General features: G+C 34.8%; 10 protein-coding genes and 1 pseudogene. 9 read left to right on the top strand and 2 right to left on the bottom strand.

Going from position 1 to position 23689, the window contains the following annotated elements; all coding sequences use genetic code 11:
- The first annotated feature begins 2 nt into the window (after positions 1-2).
- The 3 genes from KFD70_RS03710 (at position 3) to KFD70_RS03700 (ending at position 11899) form a co-directional block, all read left to right on the top strand.
- Positions 3-10286, top strand: coding sequence for an amino acid adenylation domain-containing protein (locus tag KFD70_RS03710; protein WP_431612935.1), 10284 nt, complete (start codon positions 3-5; stop codon positions 10284-10286).
- Between the two features lie 61 nt (positions 10287-10347).
- The gene (locus KFD70_RS03705; RefSeq protein ID WP_336453350.1) at positions 10348-11079 is read left to right on the top strand and encodes a 4'-phosphopantetheinyl transferase family protein; all 732 of its coding nucleotides are present in this window, start codon (positions 10348-10350) and stop codon (positions 11077-11079) included.
- 52 nt (positions 11080-11131) lie between these two features.
- Positions 11132-11899 carry a thioesterase II family protein gene (locus KFD70_RS03700; RefSeq protein WP_336453351.1) on the top strand — a complete coding sequence of 256 codons (768 nt, stop codon included), beginning with the start codon at positions 11132-11134 and terminating at the stop codon, positions 11897-11899.
- 300 nt (positions 11900-12199) lie between these two features.
- On the opposite strand, the pseudogene KFD70_RS03695 reads toward KFD70_RS03700, so the two are convergent.
- Positions 12200-12319: pseudogene (locus KFD70_RS03695) on the bottom strand (GntR family transcriptional regulator); the annotation flags it as partial.
- A 255-nt stretch (positions 12320-12574) separates the two neighbouring features.
- On the opposite strand from KFD70_RS03695, the gene KFD70_RS03690 reads away from it, so the two are divergent.
- On the top strand, positions 12575-13492 hold the full coding sequence (locus KFD70_RS03690; RefSeq protein ID WP_098508614.1) for a DMT family transporter: 918 nt from the start codon (positions 12575-12577) through the stop codon (positions 13490-13492).
- A 951-nt stretch (positions 13493-14443) separates the two neighbouring features.
- Here the strand turns inward: KFD70_RS03690 and KFD70_RS03685 are convergent.
- Complete coding sequence (locus KFD70_RS03685) at positions 14444-15694, bottom strand: tetratricopeptide repeat protein (protein ID WP_336453352.1); 1251 nt, start codon at positions 15692-15694, stop codon at positions 14444-14446.
- Positions 15695-17149: 1455 nt separating this feature from the next.
- On the opposite strand from KFD70_RS03685, the gene KFD70_RS03680 reads away from it, so the two are divergent.
- The 5 genes from KFD70_RS03680 (at position 17150) to KFD70_RS03660 (ending at position 23667) form a co-directional block, all read left to right on the top strand.
- A complete protein-coding gene (locus tag KFD70_RS03680; RefSeq protein WP_098508609.1) occupies positions 17150-17623 on the top strand; it encodes a Rok-like winged helix domain-containing protein in 474 nt (157 codons plus the stop codon).
- Between the two features lie 1199 nt (positions 17624-18822).
- Positions 18823-19032: a hypothetical protein gene (locus KFD70_RS03675; protein WP_226608114.1), complete on the top strand. Its 210-nt coding sequence runs from the start codon at positions 18823-18825 to the stop codon at positions 19030-19032.
- A 179-nt stretch (positions 19033-19211) separates the two neighbouring features.
- Positions 19212-19643, top strand: a complete 432-nt coding sequence (locus KFD70_RS03670) for a disulfide oxidoreductase (RefSeq protein WP_098508606.1) — start codon at positions 19212-19214, stop codon at positions 19641-19643.
- 3 nt (positions 19644-19646) lie between these two features.
- The gene (locus KFD70_RS03665) at positions 19647-20114 is read left to right on the top strand and encodes a thioredoxin family protein (RefSeq protein WP_098508604.1); all 468 of its coding nucleotides are present in this window, start codon (positions 19647-19649) and stop codon (positions 20112-20114) included.
- Positions 20115-20157: 43 nt separating this feature from the next.
- Positions 20158-23667: a condensation domain-containing protein gene (locus KFD70_RS03660; RefSeq protein WP_336453353.1), complete on the top strand. Its 3510-nt coding sequence runs from the start codon at positions 20158-20160 to the stop codon at positions 23665-23667.
- Positions 23668-23689 lie beyond the last annotated feature (22 nt).

The following is a 23689-nucleotide window of genomic DNA, read 5'->3' as shown; positions in this document are numbered from 1 at the left end:
AGATGTTTGACAGAAAAAACGTCAAGGATATTTATCGGTTATCCCCCATGCAGCAAGGAATGTTATTTCACACAATTAAAGATCAGAAAAATCAAGTGTATTTTGAACAACTGTCCTTTGATATAGAAGGTTCTGTGAACATAGATTGTCTAATAGCTAGTGTTAATGCTCTCATAGAAAAGTATGATGTTTTAAGAACTATATTTTTATATGAAAAAATAAAGCGTCCGATGCAGATTGTATTAAAGAACAGAGAAGCATCAGTTTATACTGAGGATATTTCAAATATGCCTGAGGCACAACGTTCGGCTTACCTAAAGGAATATAAAAAGAAAGACCGGGAGAGAGGTTTTGACCTCTCCCGGGATCTGCTTATTCGGTTTTCTCTTTTTAAAACGGGAGAAAGTACAAATCTACTACTGATAAGCAGCCATCATATTCTGATGGACGGCTGGTGTATGGATGTTGTTTTAAGTGATTTATTCAATTTCTATTATATGTATCTTAATAATCTCCCAGTAAAAGTTGAAAAAACAATCCCGTACAGCTCCTTTATTAGGTGGCTTGATGAACAAAATGAAGAAGAGGCGAGATCTTTCTGGAAGAACTATCTTCACGAATATAAAGAGATATCGAGAATTCCTTATCATAAGCTATCTAACTCTTCAGAAAATGTTAGAGAAGAGTTGCATTTTGGACTGGGAGAATCTCTTACGGGGCAGTTACAGCAGTTGGCTAATATGAATCAGGTTACGATGAATACACTTATTCAAACATTCTGGGGGATTCTCCTGCAAAAATTAAATGATACCAGAGACGTAGTTTTCGGCTCTGTTGTTTCGGGAAGGCCTTCAGAAATTTATGGGGTCGAAAAGATTGTCGGATTGTTTATTAATACTATTCCTGTTAGGGTTTCAGCTACTGAAGAAGAAACGCTGGTGGGATTAATTAAAAAAGTTCAAGAGCAATCCCTGCTTGCTGGAAAATATGATTATTTATCACTTGCGGATATTCAAAGCAATGGGGAAGTATCAGGTATGTTATTTGACCATATTATGGCTTTTGAAAATTATCCAGTAAACTCTTCGGAGCAAGTAGAACATGCTACGGGGGGGATTGGATTTACTGTAACAGGAATGGAAGCCTACGAACAGACAAACTATGACTTGGCGATTCAGCTCCATGCAGGTGAAGAGTTAAATGGAAAAATAACATATAACGGAGCTGTCTATCCTAAAGAGCTCATTAAAAGACTGCCTGTTTATCTCGAGAAGTTGGCCCAGGTGGCAGTAGAATCTCCTCTTACTGCCATTGGAGACATTAGTCTTGCTACAGAGGAAGAACTAAAAATATTTGAGAAGTGGAACCAGACTACTACAGATTATCCGAAGGATAAAGTGCTTTCTGAGTTATTTGAAGAACAGGCAAAACACTTGCCTGAACAGATAGCTCTAGTGTTCGGAGAGCGGTCTATTACCTACAGAGAAGTAAATGAAAAAGCAAACCAGATAGCTAAACATCTACAAAAGTCGGGAGTATCTCGAGGAAAGACAGTTGCTCTTCTGATGGAACGTTCGGCAGAGATGATAATCAGCATGCTCGGTATTTTAAAAGCTGGTGGTGCGTATCTTCCTATCGATCCAACATATCCTTCAGATCGAATTCAGTATATGTTGGAGGACAGTGGTACGGATCATTTAGTCGTTCAGGTACAAAAACTAATTCCTAATTTCTTTAAAGGTCATGCTCTTGTTTTAGAAGAAGGCGAATGGATGCAGGAAGGAAAGGATGACCTTGCAAAGGAAAATGTACCAGATGACACAGCTTATATTATTTACACATCTGGTACCACTGGGAGACCGAAAGGTTGCCAAATTTCTCATCGAAACGTTATTAAAACAATAAAAAATAACGGTTATATTGAAATCACAACGGACGATCGTTTTCTTCAGTTATTGAATTATGCTTTTGATGGTTCCGTGTTTGATATATACAGTGCCTTGTTGAATGGAGCTAGACTCGTGCTTGCTCCAAACAAAGCTGCTAGCGATCTTAAGGAAATTGCAAGGTTAATGAAAGAGGAAAATATTACGATATCCCTTATGACCACGGCATTGTTTAATGTAATTGTAGATGAGCAGATATCTTGTTTGAAAAACTTGAGAAAAGTCCTGATGGGCGGCGAGAAGGCTTCTATAAAACATGTTCGCAAAGCCGTCAATTATCTAGGAGATAACCGGATAATTAATGTATATGGTCCAACCGAAACAACGGTATTTGCTGCTACGTATGAAGCCGATCATCAAATAAACTCTTTGGATTGTATTCCTATAGGTCGCTCAATAAATAATACACAGCTGTACGTTGTAAGCCAATCTGGTCATCTCCAACCAATGGGTGTTTCTGGGGAATTATATATAGGCGGAGATGGAGTAGGCAAAGGTTATTTAAATCAAAGTGAGCTTACAAACAAATTCTTTATAGATAATCCTTTCGGTGAAGGTAAGGTATATAAAACTGGCGATTTAGTACGCTGGCTACCTAATGGGAATTTGGAATATCTGGGAAGATCGGATCAACAGGTGAAACTCCGTGGACATAGAATAGAACTAAGCGAGATCGAGGCTAGGCTAGCTGAATATCCTGGCATACAAAATTGTGTAGTAGCTTTAAAAGGGGAAGGATCGAATGGATCTTACTTATATGCTTATTATGTGGCTGAGTTGAAAGTAGAAACTGTAGCGTTGAAGAAATTTTTACAGGAAAAGCTTCCTAGTTTCATGATTCCTGCAAGATTTGTGCAGCTGGATGAAATTCCACTCACCTCAAATGGGAAGGTGGACAAAGGCAGTCTGCCGGAAATACAGGAAACTCATGACCCTCGACATCAAAAAGCAACTACACAATTAGAGCAGCAGCTAGTTGTCCTTTATCAGGAAGTTCTTAACAGGGAGAAGATTGGAATCTATGATAACTTCTTTGAATTAGGCGGTCATTCTTTAAAATTAATGATGCTTACTTCAAGAATATCTAAAGAATTAGCTGTAGATATTTCCTTTAGAGACGTATATGCTAATCAAACTGTAAAGCAGTTGGCAGACCATATAAATTCTCTAGAAAAAAACATCTTCGAGGCGATTAATCCTGCGCTTGAAAGCGAGTTCTATCCAGTATCTTATGCTCAAAAGCGGATGTATCTGGTTCAGGAAATTGAAGGGGATGACAGCACGCACTACAATATGCCAATTGCATTGGAAATTAAAGGTGCACTTCAGAAAACAAAAGTAGAGACCATTATGCAATCATTAGTGGATAGGCATGAGTCTCTTCGTACCTCTTTTCATATTAAGGATGAGCAGATTGTTCAAAAAATTCATCAGCGTGTCGATTTTCAGTTTGAAATCATTTCTTCCTCAGGAAGAGATGAATCAGTACTGGTAGAACAGTTTGTACGACCATTTAATTTACAAAGTGGTAGCCTATTTAGAGCAGCGTTAATTGAGAAATCAAGTGAAGATTTTATTCTCTGTCTAGATATGCATCATATTATCTCTGACGGAGTGTCTGCCAATATTCTATTTCAGGAGTTTGTATCTTTGTACCGTAACGAAAAGCTGCCTGAATTATCTGTTCAATATAAGGACTACAGTGTTTGGCAACAGAGAGAAGATCAGAAGCAGAAAATTCAAGAACAGGAGGCATTTTGGCTAAATAGGTTTACTGGAGAGATACCGGTTTTGGACATGCCTTCAGATTTTCCGGAGCGTGCAGATAAACTGTCCAAGGGAGAGACTTTTCATACGGAAATAAATGCGACTCTACTGGAAAAATTAAGAGACCTTTCTATCAGAAGTGGAACTACGCTGTTTACAACGCTCTTGGCTTCGTTTCATATTTTCCTTTCTAAATATACCAGTCAGGAAGATATTGTGGTGGGTACTCCTATCTCCGGTAGAGGTCATACTGATCTTGAAAGAATTGTAGGAATGTTTGTCAACACATTGGCAATTCGTTTGCAGTCTAATTCTAGTCTTACATTTAATGAGTTTCTTGCCAAAGTAAAAAATGAAACTGTTCTTGCGTTTGATCATGCAGAATATCCTTTTGAAATGTTAGTTGAAAAGCTGAATCTTTATCGAAATTCCGGTAGCAATCCACTTATTCATACTATATTTACTTTACAAAGTGAGAGTTCGTCTGCTGATGGAATTCCTGATCTTACGGTAACCCCTTACGAATGGGAGTGGGGAAATTCAAAATATGATTTTACACTTGCTGCAACAGAGGGGGAAAGTTTAAGGATTTCAGTGGAATATAATACTGGAAAATTTAAAAGAAGTACTATTAAGAGAATGCTTAAGCATTTTGAATGGATTTTAGAACAAATTACTAAAAATCCTGATATGTTATTAAAAAGCATTGAGATAGCCACTCCGCATGAAAAGGATATGGTCTTAGAACAGTTTAATAGCACTTATAAACACATTCCAACAAATAAAACTATACATCAGCTTTTCGAAGAACAGGCGGAAAAAGCACCTGGATATCCTGCTGTCATATATAAAGATGAGGTTCTTACGTACGGGGAATTAAATAATCAATCAAATAAGCTGGCCAAAATGTTGAGAAAAGCCGGCGTTGGTCCTGAGACAGTAGTGGGAGTAATTATGAATCCGTCTTTAGAAATGGTTGTAAGTACTCTTGCTATTCTTAAATCAGGAGGGGCTTTTTTGCCAATTGATCCTAAATTGCCTGTCGGTAGACAAGTTTATATGCTTGAGGACAGTTCTGCTGATCATTTGGTGGTCCATACGCTTAATCAAATTCCGGAATCTTATGGCGGGAACACTTTTTGTTTAGAGCAGCTATCCTCATCAAACGAAGATGAACCGAACCTTGAGAGTATCATCAAGCCAGACAATCTTGCCTATGTTATCTATACGTCTGGTACAACAGGAAGACCTAAAGGTGTGATGGTAGAACATCTTTCTCTCGTAAATCTGTGTTTTTGGCATAATCACGAATTCCAAGTCATGCCAAAAGACCGAAGCGCAAAATTAGCGGGATTTGGTTTTGATGCTTCTGTATGGGAGATATTCCCTTATTTAATTGCCGGATCTTCTATTTATATAGTAGAAGATGATATTAGGGGGGATGCAGTTGCCTTAAACAGCTACTTTGAGAAAAACGAAATAACCATCAGCTTTCTGCCTACCCAGTTAGCAGAACAGTTCATCCCTCTCAACAATAGCTCATTAAGAATTTTGTTAATTGGCGGAGAGAAAGTTAGAAAAGTAAGTAGCGCACCATATAGAATCGTAAATAATTACGGTCCTACTGAAAATACCGTTGTGGCAACCAGTTGCACACTCTTTGAAAATCAAATGGAATATCCGATTGGGCAACCAATATGGAATAACCAAATTTTAATTCTCAGTCCCGATGGAAATGTGCAGCCTGTCGGCATTCCTGGAGAATTATATATTGCGGGGAGAGGGTTAGCCAGAGGTTATATGAATAACCCTTCTCTTACTGAAGAAAGATTTGTGAAAAATCCTTACTCAGATGGTAAGATGTATTCAACTGGAGATGTAGCACGATGGCTTCCAGATGGCAAGATTGAGTTTCTTGGAAGACAAGATAATCAAGTGAAGATAAGAGGCTTTCGAATAGAGATAAACGAAATAGAATCCTGCCTACTTCAGTATCCATCAATTCGAGAAGCTGTCGTTTTGGCTCATGAGAGTGAAAGTAAGCGTTATTACTTATGTGCATATATAGTATCGTCTAATAAAGCTGATTACAGTGAGATTCGGCGTTTCTTACTTGAACAACTTCCTGAATATATGGTGCCAGCTCATGTCATTCAACTTGATCATATTCCATTAAATCCAAACGGGAAGATAGATAAGAAAAAGCTGTTAGAAGTTAAAGAATTTACTTTACCGGTTTCAAAATATACAGCACCAAGTAATCCTCTTGAGAAAAAGTTGGTAGCTATTTTTAAGGATGTCCTAAAAGTTGAGCAAATTGGCGTTCATGACAATTTTTTTGAGAGGGGAGGACATTCGCTTAATGCCACTATTCTTCTCTCAAGGATTCATAAGCAGCTTAACATAGGAATTAAATTACGTGAATTTTTTGCTAATCCTACAGTTTCTGGGACAGCACAGCTCATGCGACAGGAAAAAAATACTCGGTACCTTTCAATTCAGAAAGCTGCAGAACGGCCTTCTTACCCAGCTTCTGCCGCTCAGAAGAGAATGTTTATAGTCGAACAGCTGGATGCCCAGAACGATGGAACGAATTATAATATGCCAATTGTTATGGAAGCTAAAGGAAATCTGAGTGCGGAAAATGTTGAAAAAGCGTTCAAGTCATTGATAGCTAGACATGAGGCTCTTCGTACGTCTTTCCATTTGGAGGATAATCATCTTACTCAAGTTATTCATCATCAAGATATACCTTGGAGTTTGGATGTTGTTAGAGCATCAGAATCTGAAATTGAAAATCTTGTAAATAAATTTATAGTACCGTTTGATTTGCAAAAAGCTCCATTATTCCGTGCTGTTTTACTTGAAATTAGTCCCGATCGACAACTTATTATGATGGATATGCATCATATAATAGCTGATGGAATCTCGGCTAATATTCTTTTAAGGGACTTCTGTGCTTTATACCAAGGGCACAGCCTGCCGGACATCACTCTGAACTACAAAGATTTTGCTGTTTGGCAGCAGGAAGATGAACAGATTGAGAAGTTAAAGACCGATGAGGAATATTGGTTAAATATGTTATCAGGGGAGCTTCCTGTGTTGGATCTTCCTACCGATTTTACACGACCACCTGTAAGGCAGTTTAAAGGAGAAACCCTTGAATTTTCAGTGGATAGCTCTATTTTGAAAAAGTTGAAGGAACTCTCAGCTTCAGAAGGGGCAACTTTATATATGACTTTATTAGCTGCCTATAATGTACTTCTTTCTAAATATACAGAAAAAGAAGATATTATCGTCGGATCTCCAATTGCCGGTAGGCCTCATGCTGATCTTGAAGAAGTAGTTGGTGTATTTATTAATGTTCTTGCTTTAAGAAATAGACCGGAAGGAAGTTTGAGTTTCCGTGAATTTCTTGCAAATGTCAGAACGGAAACCTTGAAATCTTACGAATATTCAAATTATCCTTTTGAAGAGCTTGTAGAAAAGTTAGATCTAAAACGGGATTTTAGCCGAAATCCTATATTTGATACGACATTTAGTTTGCAGAATTTTGACCTGGACATAGCTATAGGAGAGGAACTGCAATTTAAGCCATATGAGATTGAATGGAAAAGCTCGAAGTTTGACCTAAGCTGGATATGTCAAGAGGGTGAATCTCTTTATATAACACTAGAATACAGTACAAGCCTGTTTACCCAAGATACTATAGAAAGAATGAGAGATCATTTTCTTCATCTGCTGTATCAGATAGTTGAAGATCCTGAACAAAAGCTGTCAGATATGATTCTGGTGACAGAGGAAGAAAAACATCAGCTTCTGTATACTTTTAACCAAACTGAAAAGCCGTTCCCGAATGGTAAAGCAATTCATCAACTGTTTGAGGAACAGGTTCAGAGAACACCTGAGCTTGTAGCCGTAGTTTTTGGTGACGAACAGCTTACTTATCGAGAGTTGAATTCTAGGGCTAATCAACTTGCAAGGCTTTTAAGAGAAAGAGGAACGGTTAGGGAAGAGTTGGTTGGAATCATGGTAGACCGTTCTCTTGAAATGATTGTCGGTATTCTGGGTGTACTAAAAGCAGGTGGAGCTTATGTCCCACTTGACCCGTCATATCCTGAAGAAAGGATTCGCTATATCCTTGAAGACAGTGGGGTTCAACGCCTTTTAACACAAAGTAGTGTGAAAATTATGGAAGGCTTTACGGGAGAGACTATTCTGATTGATCAGCCTCATGTGTATAACGGAGCTGATGAGAATCTTGAACATATCAATCAGGCAGAAGATCTGGCCTATGTTATATATACATCGGGGTCGACCGGAAAACCGAAAGGTGTGTTAATAGAGCATCGAGGCGTAAGTAATTTGCAGCTCATGGCTGAAACATATGGCATACGAGAGGGAAGCAGGGTCCTTCAGTTTGCTTCTTGTAGCTTTGATGCATCAGTTGAAGAGATTTTTCACACATTATTGGTTGGTGCTACCCTATTTATTTGTAGCAAAGAACAACTGTTGTCTGGTGAAGAATTTGTTCGATATCTGGAAATAAAATCCATAAACACTCTTACAGTGCCTCCATCTTACTTAAGGGCGCTTCCGCAAAGTGAATTGCCGAGCCTTACTACATTGGTAACAGCTGGAGAACCTTGCTCGAAAGAACTGATTGCCCAATGGGGCTATAATCGCCGATTTATAAATGCTTATGGTCCCACCGAAGCTACGGTTTGTACTACACTCTCTGATGAAGTAGAGGAAAAAGTAAGTATCGGACGTCCTATAAATAACAAAAAGGTTTATATTATAAATCCATTAGGTCAATTGCAGCCTATTGGTGTCCCTGGAGAACTTTGTATAGGAGGTGAAGGACTTGCAAGAGGATATTTAAATCAGCCTTCACTAACGGCGGAACGTTTTATTGATCATCCACTACTACCAGGAGCGAGAATATATTGTACAGGTGATCAGGCAAGATGGCTTCCAGATGGGCGAATTGAATATTTAGGCAGACAGGATGAACAAGTGAAAATTCGCGGTTATAGAATTGAGATTGGAGAGATAGAGGCTACCTTGTTGAATTTTCCTGATGTAAAAGATGTAAAAGTTATCTGCCGAGAAGATACAAAAGGAAATACTAGTCTCTGTGCGTATGTTGTTCTGAGCGGCGAATTGGAGGCAGGTGAACTGCGACGTTATCTGGCAAGTAAGCTTCCGGAATTTATGATTCCAGAACACTTCCTGCAGCTAGACTCTTTCCCTTTTACTAGCAATGGAAAAATAGATAAGAATAGACTCCCAAGTCCTAAACAAAGAAGGGTCGGAAAGTATACTTTTTCTTTTTCTGATCCTATAGAACAAAAATTATCGGATTTATGGGAAGAAATTCTTGATGTTCCCAATATAGGTATTAATGATAATTTCTTTGAATTGGGAGGACAGTCACTGAAAGGCATAATCTTTGTTTCAAGGTTACAGCAGGAACTGAATATAAAGCTTACCTTAAATGATCTTTTTCTATACCCAATCTTGAAGGATTTAGCTGATAGCATACGGAATAGAATGAATACCGAACAATACAGCTTTACCGTTCAGGATCCGATTGGATCTGAGATAAAAGGAATAGGAACTGCTAATTTTGAACCGTCTTATAAGATTCCAGCTTATGTTAAGCCAGAATTATATACCGAACAAGAGGTTCTTATAGGCTCAGGGGATATAAAAATTCCGGCTACATTGACAATACCAAAGAAGAAAGGTCCAATTCCTGTAGTAATCCTAATTCCTGGAGACGGCGAGGTAGACCGTGATTCGCGCTTATATGCACTTAAGCCGTTTAAAGATATTGCCCTGGGGCTGGCAAGCCAGAATATAGCTGTTTTACGTTATGAAAAACGAACGAACAAACGTTTTAAGTTTTTTAAAGACTATACTGTATCGGATGAATTTACTGAAGATGCAGTTCAGGCAGTAAAGTTTCTAAGGGAAACAGACAAAATAGAAGTAGATGACATTTTCCTGGTCGGACACTGTCGGGGAGGATGGATGCTTCCTGATATCTTGGATAGAAAAGAAATGGAAGGGATAGCAGGGGGAGTTGTACTATCTGCTCCAAATCCCCAGGTTTCTGCAGTTGAGATGCTTCTGAATAAAACAGACTTACCTGGTTTATCTTCCGAAGAATTGAAACTGTGCAGAGAGCAACTGAGGATGATTCAATATCTTCCTATCGATAAAATTAACCCGGAAAAGTTTCGCTTAGCTCCGAGTGTTAAATGGTGGCATAGTTTAAAAGATTATATTCCTAGCCAGTCCCCGATACTAAAAGATTTTCCGTTCTTAGTACTTCAGGGAGGAAGGGATATTAATATAACAGAAGATGATTTCGAAAAATGGAAGGAAGTTTTGTCGGAGAATAGGAATGCAGTATTTAGCTATTATAAAAAGTTAAATCACGCTTACGTAGAGGGAGAAGGACCTGGAACTATGGAAGAGTATCTGCTTCCTGGTAATGTTCCTGAGTATATAGTAGAAGAGATAGGTAATTGGATCAAAGAAAAAATTAAGGTTGTGAACTAGTGAAACAAGATGCCTATGCAGTTTTAAAATGCATAGGCACTCTAGAGAGTGGGTGATGAACATGATTACATTATATGCAGTCAGAAACTCGGTAAGTTGGGATAGTATAGAAGTTGATGGAATATTAGAGACTATTCATCTGGCAGACAAGGTAAGAATCCTTAAATTTAAAAAAAATGAAGACAAAATGAGGGCGCTTCTAGCAGTACTTCTAGCCCGCTATGCTCTTGCTACTGTTCTTCAAATGCCAGAGGAGGAACTGATTGTTGAGCGTCTTGAAAATGGACGGCCTTTTCTTAAAGAACCAGCTGAATGGAAAGGTGATTTTAACCTTACCCATTCTGGCGAATGGGTAGTATGTGCCATCACCTCGGCTGGGAGAATAGGAGTAGATACGGAGAAGATTGAGGAAATTGATATAAATTTATTTAAGAGTGTTCTTACAAGAACTGAGTTAGAAGTACTTACTGGTAACAAGGAAGATTCCATCCCTACTTTTTTTAGTTTATGGTCTCGAAAAGAATCATTTGTGAAAGCATTAGGAACAGGATTATCCTATCCTTTGGAAAAAGTGGAGTTTGTTCCTATACCAGCTTCTGACAGTTATCAAGTTTACCTGTTGGGTGGGAACTTTATCACTTCTTGGTATTGTAAAGATTTTTATTTGGATAAGGGATATAGTTTAGCGGTTTGTACAGATAAACTGCCCTTCCCTGAATCCCTAAACTTTCTTGATGCCTCAGACTTATTAAGCGGGCAGATGTCGACAAGCTATGTCAGTATAAATGAATAAGTAAAAATATAATAAAATTCAAGGTTAGAAAAATAAAAAAGGAGGAGTCAGCTTGAGTATCAATAAAAATAGTTTTTATTATTATAAACCTCAAAAAAAACCTTTGGTCCGGCTCTTATGTTTTCCCTATGCAGGAGGTAGTGCATTGGCTTACCGCCAATGGAATCAAATTCTTGCTGAAGAAGTAGAAGTTTGCCCGGTACAGCTTCCAGGAAGAGAAAATCGACTAGCAGAAGAGCCTATTCGGTCTCTGCCAACGTTAATCTCTTTCCTTGCAGATGAACTGGAGCCTGTTCTTAACAGCCCTATACCGTACGCTTTCTTTGGTCATAGTATGGGGGCTTTAATAAGTTACGAATTGGCTATAGAAATGAAAAAACGTTCATGGCAGATGCCTATAAGGCTATTTTTATCAGGGAAAGGTTCTCCTCAAGTGTCTAAAAGGGAGACACCCACATATAATCTTCCGAAAAAAGAATTTATCGAGGAACTTAGAAAAATGAATGGTACACCAGAAGAAGTATTGGATAATCATGAGATAATGGACCTGTTTTTACCGATTCTAAGAGCTGATTTTGAACTTGTCGATAATTATCAATATGAAAAATCAAGCATGTTAAGTTGTCCAATAACAGTCTTTGGTGGTATAGATGATCCGTCAATCAAAACAGAGGAATTGAAACATTGGAAAGAACTTACGACAAACCATTTTAATATGCACCTTTTTCCGGGAGATCATTTTTTTATCTATGAAAATGAAAAAAAATTGCTTAAGGTAGTTAATGAAGAACTAACCTATAAATTTCAGAAAACAAGGTAAAAACATTCCTTAATTTTGAAAAGGACTGTCATTTTTGACGGTCCTTTGCTTGTTGAGAAAGGGATGCTTTTTCTTGTAACAGCATTTTTTATTAACATTTCCATATTTTATAAAGTGGCTGTGAGGATAGCCTACTCACTTATATTTCTTGATTATAGCAATCTGCAGTAGTAAAGTCTGTACGACTTCATTTTGTCTTTTCTATACTGAATAGATTATTTTTTCCAGATGTAGATAGCTAGTTTAATCTGGTCTTTATTCTATGCGCTTCCTATATGTGACGAGTTACATCCTTGTTCTCATTTTTCCCTCAATCACTCCATTTGCTATTAATTCTTCTAAAGCAGTGATGACAGTACTTCGGTTTACTTTAAACGACTCGGCTAATTTTCACCGGTTCGGAATTTTACTTCTAATTGGTTATTCTCCGTAGGCGTTTTTTTTTTTTTTTTTTAAATTAGAAAATTATTGATATTAAAGAAAATTTTGGTGTGTTCACAAACGATACTACTCACTAAAAACTCTCCTTTCATATTGTTTTCGATTCAAAGTGGTTGAGTTAGTAATTGTTCAACTGGTTGGAGACATTTTACTAAGTATTTATTAAGATGAGAAATATTAACGAAGTAGAAAAGATATTGGCTGCTTTCTAATTCTATAAGAGGAAGTGATGAGATGGAAATCAAATGGGATTTTCGTGTTATAGTGGCTTATGGTCTTACTATTTTTCTATGGGCTTCAGCTTTTCCAGGAATACGGGTTGGATTAGAATCCTATACACCTGAACATCTTGCTCTTTTTCGATTACTAATTGGCTCTGCATTGCTTGTATTTATTGCTATAATCATTCGTATGCGATTACCACAATTAAAGGATATTCCTGCTATTTTATTGTTAGGTTTTTTAGGTTTTACTGTCTACCATACAGCTTTAAACATTGGAGAGAAAACAGTGAGTGCAGGTGTTGCGAGTCTTCTTGTTTCAACAACTCCTATTTTTTCGGCTCTTTTAGCTGTTTGGTTTCTGCGTGAACGGTTTGGATTATCGAGATGGACTGGATCTGTTATAAGTTTTTTGGGAGTAGCTTTGATTTCATTTGCTACAGAGGGAGATGTTGAAATTACTAGTGGGATTTTGTTTATTCTTTTAGCATCCTTTTCAGAAAGTGTATATTTTGTTTTTCAAACACGTTATTTAAAAAAGTATGGATTTTTTGCATTTACAACCTATACGATTTGGGCAGGGACATTTTTTATGCTTTTTTTTCTCCCAGGACTAACGAGTGAAATGATGAAATCATCTATAGAATCAACACTTAGCATTGTTTACTTAGGTCTCTTCCCTACGGTTATTCCTTACCTTGCATTAGCGTACGTTACATCACGTGTTGGTGCTTCGGAAGCTACAAGTTCTCTTTACCTAACACCGGCTCTTGCATTTGTTATTGCATGGATATGGCTTGGAGAGGTACCGACTTTACTTACCGTTATAGGTGGGGGAGTCACACTGTTTGGAGTTTTGTTCATCCAACTCAAAGTAGATAAATTCCAACAAAATGCAAAGCAAAATATACAACATGGAGAAAAAATCTAAGGAAGTAAGGATTTATGATGAAAGGAAGATAACTATGATTTCCGAAGGTACAGTAAGTTATACCTAAGGTATTTTCTGTATATTAAGAATGTTTGGTTTTTATTTTAAACCTCGAATCAGAGATCTAGATAGTTTTCTCCTTTCTACAATTGAAAGGATCAATGAATTTATTAATCTCAAGGGGGAAGGGGCAATTACTCATCGGGTGGAAGTAAAAAAGATAGAGAACAATTTCACCCGAAATTTCTTAGAAGATATCTGTATCCTTAAAAAAATGTTAATGATTCCAATCATTACTTCTGTCTTGTCAAATTCCTTCATAGTTGCCAATATACGCCGATAGAACAGTCCAATTCCTTCTTGCATAAGAAACAGGAAATGCTTTTTGTAGCACAAGACCTGGCTCATCAATGATGATTAGGGTAATGAGTTCGTTTAGCTATATCCATTCCAATTCCAATTGCAAGATTAGCATCGGTAACTTGATTAATTTTAAGTAAAATCTATATAGAGTTTTTCATGGCTACAAACTAGGGGGCAATCCTGCAGATTTGACACCCCATATCATTTGTAAGGACAGGGGGATATTATTAGGAATTAGAGAAATTTATGGGGAATTTGTGACTGCTAAACCATTTGAGAGTTACATGATTCCGGTTTTTCGCCCTATTACATACAACCTATTGTATATTGTGCGATTATGAAAATTTGGAGGAAGGGTTATCCCTTCCAAACGTTTCGGTCTTCTTAGTAAATTTTATCAAAACTACTTAATTAATTGTAAGAGAAGGCTATCGAGAATTTCACAACAGTTTTCTCTTACGATTAATTTATTCTAGTTCTATTTTATACTATGTTAATGTTAAGGGGTGAGGAAACTCCTTGCGTAGAGCAAACAAAAATTAGGATAATCATGGAAAAAGCAAGTAAGTATTTTTATGATAAAAACCCTTACTTTTTAATTTTTTTTAGAATTTCTTTACAGTACTCAAAATAATGAGCAGACTGCTTATATTTTTGGTTTTTCTTAAAATATTCTGCTAATAGTTCTGAGTAGTAGATGGCATTACGGTACAAGCTGTTCTTTTCAAAATAAGGAAGTGCAATTTTTTTTGCGTAATATACAAATTCTTCAAATTCTTTGTTGTGTAAATGCTTAAGTAGTTTATACTCGTGTTTTAACTCTAGATTTTTTGTTTTCCTTTCTAATATTTCTGCCTTTTGTATCCATAAAAGTAATTGTCTATTTTCTTTTTTGTTATACAGTGCTTTTATGATACATAATATAGTTATTAATTTTCCATCGTAATTATGTTCCTGTTTAAGATCCAAACTCTTTTTGTAATGATCTAATGCTTTGGTTTTATCGCCTCTTAGATAATAAAAATGCCCTATATTATGTTCGATAATGCCCAAAGCCTCTTCGTTCCTGACCTTCTTTGCAAGTATGTTTGCCCAGTTGAAATTTGTCTCAGCTTCATCAAATTGTTCCATCCGCTGATAAAGAATACCCAAAAGTAGGTGACATTCGCTGCTACGGTCTAGATTATAAATCTCTCTGAATATGTCAAGTGCTTGATTGGTAAAAACGATTGCCTGAAAGTGTTTTTCAATTTTAGTTGCAGTAAGCCCTAATGAATAAAGAACATCTGCTTTTTCAAGAGAAGGTGTATCACTGTTAAAAAGGGATTCAGCTTCTTTATAAGAATCAAAAGCGTTTTCAAACTCATTGTTCATATATTCATAGTTACCTTTAAATTTGAAATAATAGAAAGACATTTCTTTTGAAAAATTATTTGAAATTTCTGAAATTTTCTTGAAAAGATTTTTAGCTTCTTGAAGCTTTCCTAAAGTTAGAAGAAATCTAATATTGACAAGCTGAAATAGAGAGTATGGTTCAAAAGAGCTTTTAATTGTAATTTTTTTTGAGAGGTTATTATAGGTTTCAGCAGATTTTTCTATATCTCTATCGACTATTTGCTGATACCACAAACGAATCTCCTCACACAGCTTTTGGTCTTGCTGAACATCCTCCGTAATATTTAGCCTGTTAAACAATTCTTCTATAATATCAGAGCTAGCAGTAATCTGGCCATTCTCAATTTTAGATAAGTAGGAAACGGAAATTAATCCTGATGCTAATTCTTCTTGAGTAAGAGACATTTTTGTACGATGAAATTTAATGTTTTGCCCTACGTGCAAAATTTCACCCCTCTGATAATATTTTTTTTACAATAATTAGTATACAAAAATGTTGTAATATTTTAAAGAGTGAATTTAATATTTCAGGAAAATTCATTTTCTAAAAGCACATCCTCTCAGAATTTAGGTTCTGTTGAAGTTTTTATGCCTCAGTCACTTGGTGTTGATTTAAGATAGCGTTAATTCAGTTGGCAGCTAACTTTGAAACATTGTAAATTAACGTCACTAGTTAAAAGTAAAATTTGGTGTATTTTCCCGTTCAATAATGAACATTGTTCAATTGAAATAATTGCGTGAGATAAGCATTTACACATTCCAGAGCGGTACGGCACTTAAATATAGTTTTCTAAACTTTTGATACTCTAACTGGTGTTCTATATCTTCTAAGAGCTATATTGATTTTTAAGTTTACCTGCACAAATTCTTGTTAACACTGAAAATATAAAAAGTAGGAGGGAAAGTGTGTGAACCACAAATAATTTTTAGAAGTTTATAATCAAAGGCCTAATGAAGTATATTACCTATTCAAATCACAAGAAAAAACAATTGAATATCTCCCCCATAACTTCAAGTTGTTTCAAATCGTGCTTCGGCTTTTGAATTTTACATTAAAAACTCTACAAACAGTCATAAACCACTTTCATTCCATGGACTAGATAAACCGAAAGTGAAAAGAACATAATGGTTATATGCGTTGAGTGTAGATAAAGTTATGTCACAGTATGTTCATGAAAAATGTGGAACAGGTGCACATAATTTTACACTGACACGAAGCTTTTTAAGTACACTAAAAAAGAAAAAAAGAATTTATTTGTATCCATAAAATAAGTAATGAAAACGGGAAAAATAGAATTATTCTAAACATAGCTGTCGAGTTTATTTTTGATATAATTAACTTTATTGGTATTGGAAGGAATCTAAGTAGTTGCGATTTTCACTTTGTATACCTTTTGATAGAGAACATCATTAGCTAAAGGAGGATCTCGATATTTCCTTTAGCTAATGTATTTAATTGTTTGGTGTTTTTGTCAAAAATATAATAAATAATAACAGCTTGATGCACCATTTGATAAAATTAGATATAAATGGAATCCTCTTTATAATTATAGTGAAAAAGGAATAATTTATTGCCATATAGTTAAGTTCGATTAGTTTATAAAAATGTAACTTCTTAGTTATCACAACGACGATGGTATCAATGTCATTAATAGAAAAAATAGCTTCAAATCGTTGGATTGGTTTTAAATCTCTTGTAGGTCAAACAGGATTTCATGTCGTATAATATAGTCATAAGGAGTTTTCTTTCAATATTAGAATTTATGTGGTACTTATTCATTTGGAAATTTTGGATAGATACTCCATCTTTTGTGCTTAGAAGCCTTTAGCACGTCATTTCCAAAGTTATAGAATTGATTCAATGTCTATAACATATAAAATTTTTTATAGGAGGTTAATATGTTTAATGAAAGAGAAGCTTTAAAAGTAAGGCTTGAACAGCTTGTTGAAATGGAAGAAAGAAATCGGAAAATGTTTCAAGAAGAAAGGAAAGAAATTTTTAACAGGTTAAGGGAACTGGACAACCAGGATAGATTATCTACTTATACAGTGGGGCATTCAGGTAAAGCAGAGGATACCAAATATGAACAAATGCACAACTTAGATGAGGAGATTCAAGAGAGTTCGGAAAAAAATGAGTTTAGGAAAAAAGGGTATCACCAAAAAACATGGATTCTTAGAAATGCAGCTATAGATATACTGAAACAACACCAGGTAGCAATGCCGTTGAAGGAATTGAAGAAAGAAATTGAAACAGAAACTGGGGTAGAACTAAGCAATATTTCTTTATTTATGACAAATTTAATGAAAAAGGAAGATAATATTGTAAAAGCTACCCATGGACAGTATATGTACATAGGGAATAACAGTTAGTACACTATATAATTGACTTGAATTTTTGACATTTACTTTAGCTTAAGTCAAGCCTATGTAGTACGGATTGAGGTACCTGTGAAATTTCTTCAAAAAATGATTGTACCGCTTCTTTGATAGATGCTTGTGTTGGTGATGACGATGTTCTCGTATAAAAACTTGAACGACCTTAAAATGCTTAATTTTAACATCAACTGTAACTATGAAAATTAAATTTATTTTTATACTTGTTTAATACATACTAAAGGACTGTTAAAAAATCTCCTTCTCTACATGAAGAAGCGACTCGGTGTACGATTTCCCCTGTTTGTGCCTCCTCGGTACCAAAGATAGTCACACTGGCATGCATTTCATCCTGATATAAGAGTACTATATTGTCGGTTAACAGCTTTTTAAAGTTATATGGGGTTGATGCGAAAAAAATGCTGTTTTTTCAAAGCGGTTTTAGCAAGCGTATAAGGTAGGTGATTCTACTGAATTTTCAAACGAAATAATATGTGTAAAATTCCAGTTGCACTTATTTCACTATCGTAGGTGTGACGGATATACACTTTCAGAATTAGCATAGTCCAAGATAGAGTTATTCCTAGTTCGTGATCATTTGATAAACTAGTAAGAATTATTTCCTTTAAGGAGTTTTTGATGACCTTGATTAAGGAAACTTTTACGTCCTGGAGGGAGCGATTTTACGATCCAATAAAGAGCTCTAGTCCACCTTCATTAAAACTCTTCGCATATTTGGAAACAGACTGAAGATGTATATTACAAATTTCGGCTGCTTCTTTACCAACTTTTCCTTACATTATAATTGGTACAACTTCAATTCGTGTTCGAGAATCGACTTTTTTCTCTTGTTTTTCAAGTTTTCGTAGACTAGAAGTTTCTATACCATGGGGATTTTTAATTTCTAGCTGCTTCATAGGTCTTTCTATTTCCGTACCTCTTTTCTTATCAAACAGTATAGATAATAACTTGAAAGCTTAGGCATAAGAAGATGAAAAAATTAGTCATTTATATATAGTTTGAGAAATAAAGAGATTTAATTGGTGAATATTGTATAAATTTATTGTAAAATTCATAAAATTTTCCTCGGAAAATTTGATAAACACAAATTATATATAATTTTACTGAATTGTAAAAAAAAGATATTTAATAACATATGATAAAATTAGTTTAAACATATATTAGGGGAGAGTACTATGGAATTTAATGAAAGAAACGCTTTATTAATGAGACTTCAACAATTGGCTGAACATGAAAAAAATCTGGCCGAACAGCTCAGAAATGAGAGGGAAATGATATTTACTAGGTTAAATGAGATTGATAAGTTGGAATTTTACTGCATGGAAGGGCCGTCTGCAGTAGAAAAAAGAGGTTTTTTATTAGTTAAAGGCACCTATTTAAATTAATCTTTACTTTTTATCCCATGTATGAAACATAATTCAAGCTTTAATGAGCCTTTTCCTTCAATCCATATGAACCTGCAGAAAGTCATTTGTTATAGGGTGGCTTCTTGTTTGCCAATCCTAAAATTATGCAAACGAAGTCAATTTTTATCTTTAAAGTGATTAAGAGGAGAATTCATAGTATGAAAGTAAAGTTAAATTCAAATGATAATTTACTATTTTTAGCGTGGGCCACTGCAATTATTGCGATGTTCGGAAGTTTGTATTTTTCTGAAATCAGGCAGTATGAACCTTGTACCCTCTGCTGGTACCAACGTATCGTAATGTATCCATTCACTGTACTTTTAGGAATAGCAGTGATTAGAAAAGAGTATTGGATTAGTATCTATGCTAGTGTTTTATCTTTAATGGGTGGTATTATATCTTTTTATCATTACCTTATACAAAATATTTCTTTTTTCTCTGATAATTCTCCTTCCTGTGGAAGGATTCCCTGTAGTGGGAAATATATTAATTGGTTTGGTTTTATCACTATTCCATTCCTTGCATTAATAGCATTTATAATTATTTTCTTATGTACATACATAATCTATAAAAGATTAAAGGAGAACTAAAAAGTGAAGAAATTAATAGTGTTTATTGTTCTAATCGTGGGCATCTTCATTATAACTGCTTTTGTTTCTAATAAACAGCAAGCGGTTAAAGTAGAACATAATCCTTTTGGCAAAGAGAAGCTTCATCCTGCCACTGTTGAACAGTTGGATGATCCCAATTACCAGAACATTATCTTACCGGAAGAATTGCAAGAAGATTTAGAGAAAAACAAGGAACGCTTTGTCTACTTTTACAGCCCAACATGTTCTCACTGTAAGGAGACTACCCCTATTGTCACTCCATTAGCCAAAGACCTTAATGTTGATCTTGTTTTATATAATGTTTTAGAATTTCAAGAAGGCTGGGATGATTATAAAATTAAAGAAACTCCTACCATTCTCTATTTTAAAGGAGGCAAAGAGGTGGATAGAATAGAGGGAACTAAAAAAGAGGATGTTTTTAAGAAATGGTTTGAATTTAAATTAAAATGAAATGCAGTTGAATAAAATTGTTCAAGTAGGAGGTTGAAAATGTATGATAGAGATTAATGAAAATAAAATACCTTTAGCCATTTATCAACCTAAATTTGATTCTAATTATCAAGGTGTTAAAACATTAACTGATATGTTTCTTAAGGCTAGTATGGATAGAAAAAAGGGTATTACTTACATCCAAAAGGATGGCAATAAGTTATTTTGCAGTTATCAAGAATTATTAGAAGAATCTAAATGTATTTTAAATGGTCTTTATAAATTGGGGTTGGGACCTTCAAAAAAAGCTATTTTATTAGTAAATGAAATTGAAATATTCGTTCCCTTATTTTGGGCTTGTATTCTAGGAGGAATTACCCCTATACCATTAAAGGAACCCAATGAGTATCATAAAAAAAATGCAGATATATTAAAGTTGCTCAATTGTTGGGAATTATTTGGAAAACCGGTAATTCTAGCGGAACAGGAAGCAAAAGAAAAATTAAATGACTTGTTTAGTGAAGGGGAACATAAGGATTTTTTGGCTACATCCATTGCTGAATTGCGAAGTAATTTACCAACAGAAGATCTTTATAAGGCGACACAGGAAGACGTTGCCTTATATTTATTAACTTCTGGTACAACAGGAAAGCCGAAAGCAGCAGAATATAAACATAGTAATGTTTGTTTTAATATTATATCTTCTGTAAATGTTATCCAGGCTACAAAGAATGAAGTAATTATGAATTGGATGCCATTATATCATGGGGCTAGTTTATTTAATCAACATATATTAGGGGTGTATTTAGGATGTAACCAAGTACTTACTAGTATTGAATTCTTTTTAGATAAACCTTCTAACTGGCTTGAGTGGATAGATAAATGTAGAGTAAGTATTACATGGGCTCCTCCGTTTGCATTCACTTTATTGAATGAATGTTCTCAAGATTTTGAGGATAAAAATTGGGATTTTTCGTGTGTTAGATATATTTTTAGTGGTGGACAGTCTATTATATATGAAAAAATTCAAGCATTTTTTAGTTTAATGGATAAATATGATCTGAAAATTGATTGTTTCTGTCCTCAATATGGAATGACTGAAGCTTGCGGCTCTATTACTTTTGGAGATAGTCAGTGGATATGGGATTATGTAGAAGTGGATTCGTCATTAGGTACAATAGAACATAAAAATTTAAATTATCCAGGTGTGAAGTGCTTGACAAACTTAGGAAGAAGTCTTCCGGGTTTACAAATTCGTATTGTTGATAAAAATGATCAATTAGTTAATGAGAAAAAAATCGGTAGAATACAATTAAAAGGACCCATGATTATAGATGGGTATTACTCTAATTTAGAGGAAAATTTAAAAACTTTTACATCTGATGGGTGGTTTAAAACTGGTGACATGGGTTTTTTATATCAAGGGAGATTAACATTAACTGGTCGTGAAAAAGACATTCTGATTATTAACGCTAAAAATTATTATAATTATGAGGTGGAGTCTATCCTTGAAGAAGTATATGGGATTGAGCCGACATATTTAGCGGTAGGTGGAGTGCAAAATCATATAGAAGAGAATGATCAGTTAATAGTCTTCTTTACACCAATGCATTTTGAGCTAGAGTTTAGTTGTTACGTAATTGAAGACATTAAAAAACATATCACACGCTACCTAGGAATACATCCTACTCATGTTATTCCTATACAGAAAGGTGAATTTCGGAAAACAGTGACAGGGAAAGTCCAGCGTTTAGGAATGATAGATGATTTTCAAAAGGGGAAATTTGACAGTATCTTAAATGAAATTTCTGAATATGCTTTGAAATTCACAGATGATTCATATTGTAATGAATTAATAACCATCGATTACCTTTCGAAAGAAGATGTTCCACGTGCAAAAATGTATATTGAATTGAAGGAATTTTTAAAAAAACAGTCTATTGATAATTTTTTTATTCAATTTAAACAGAAAGTTAATGCAATCAATAAGATTGATGATGCGTTAGAAAATCATAGCGATGGAATGTTGTTTAAACTAAAAAAAGTTTGGGAAAAAGTATTAAACACTAATGAAATTGGTTTAGAGGATCATTTCTTTCAAAAAGGTGGGGATTCATTAAAAGCATTTCAATTGGTTACGGCCTTGAATAAAGAACATGGAATTATAATTGGTATTAGTGATATTTTTCAGCATCCGACATTAGAATCTTTATCAATGTTTGTGAATCAAAAGAGAAAAGTTGAAGCATTACAAGAAGTGCATCCGGTACCTCAATTAAGTAAGGAGAAATTTTATCCACTTAGCCCGTCTCAGAAAAGCCAATGGTTTGTCTATAAAACCAATCCTAATAGCCCGGTTTATACAACATCTGTTACTTTAAAATTTGATGGGAAGTTATCTGTAGATATTTTACAAAAAAGTATACAAGCAGTTATTGAGAGACATGAAGCGTTAAGAGTAAGATTTTGTTTGATCGACAATGAAGTTCGGCAATGGATAGATACATTCATTATTGAGCTACCAACTTTTGATCTATCTAACCTACCACCAGAAGAAAAGGGACAAGTCATAAAAGAGCATATAGAGAACGAGATAAATACTCCATTCTGTTTAGAGTCCGAAAAATTAATGCGAGTTAAATTGTTAAAATGTAAAGAAAGAGAACATATTTTGGTAGTATCTATTCATCATATTGTAGTTGATGGCTGGTCAGTAGAAGTTCTAATTAATGAAATATTAGCAAACTACAAATCTTTTTGCCAACACGAACCATCTGATTTAGAACCACTTCCTATAAAATATATAGACTATATTTTATGGCAAAATTATTTCATTAATGAGAATAAAGAAGGTTTTAGAAGGCAGTTGCAATATTGGTTGAAAAATTTATCTGGTACATTACCGATTTTAGCATTTCCGACTGATTATCCACGTCATTCACGTATTACTTATGATGGAAGAACAATAGAAAAAGTAGTAGAATCAGATTTAACTTTGAACCTATTAAGGGCGGCACAAAATTATCGAGTTACACCTTATGTACTCTTATTATCTCTATATGGCTTTCTAATTAGTAACTATACAAATCAAACAGAAGTTATAGTAGGAACTGTCATGTCAAATAGGACTCCTAATACTGAGAATTTGATTGGTTACTTGGCAAACTCTATAGCTTTGCGTCTAGACTTATCTGATGAGTCAACATTAGAAGGGCTAGTGGAGAAAGTTAAGCAGGTGGTCTTACAGGCTCAGGAACATCAACAAATCCCTTTAGAATTGTTAATTAAGGAGATAAAAGAGAAAGATCCAAGTTACACGCCGATTTTTCAAACTGTATTTAATTATCAAAATAAATTTGATTACAAATACCAAACTGATGACCTTGATATAGAGTTATCATTAGAGAGCAACTTTACATCTAAATATGATTTACTACTTCATGTATATGAAGAAAAAGAAATATATCGTTTAAAGTTAGAATATAATACTACTTTATTCAATGAAGATACCATGCAAAATTTTATGCAACAGTATTATAATTTGTTGGAAAATGTAGCTTTATATATTAATTAATTTATGTAAATTATATGGCATA

The sequence above is a fragment of the Bacillus pfraonensis genome (genome assembly GCF_050768835.1).
In the GTDB taxonomy this organism is placed as follows: domain Bacteria; phylum Bacillota; class Bacilli; order Bacillales; family Bacillaceae_G; genus Bacillus_A; species Bacillus_A pfraonensis.
This window is presented reverse-complemented; position numbering and strand designations above follow the sequence as displayed.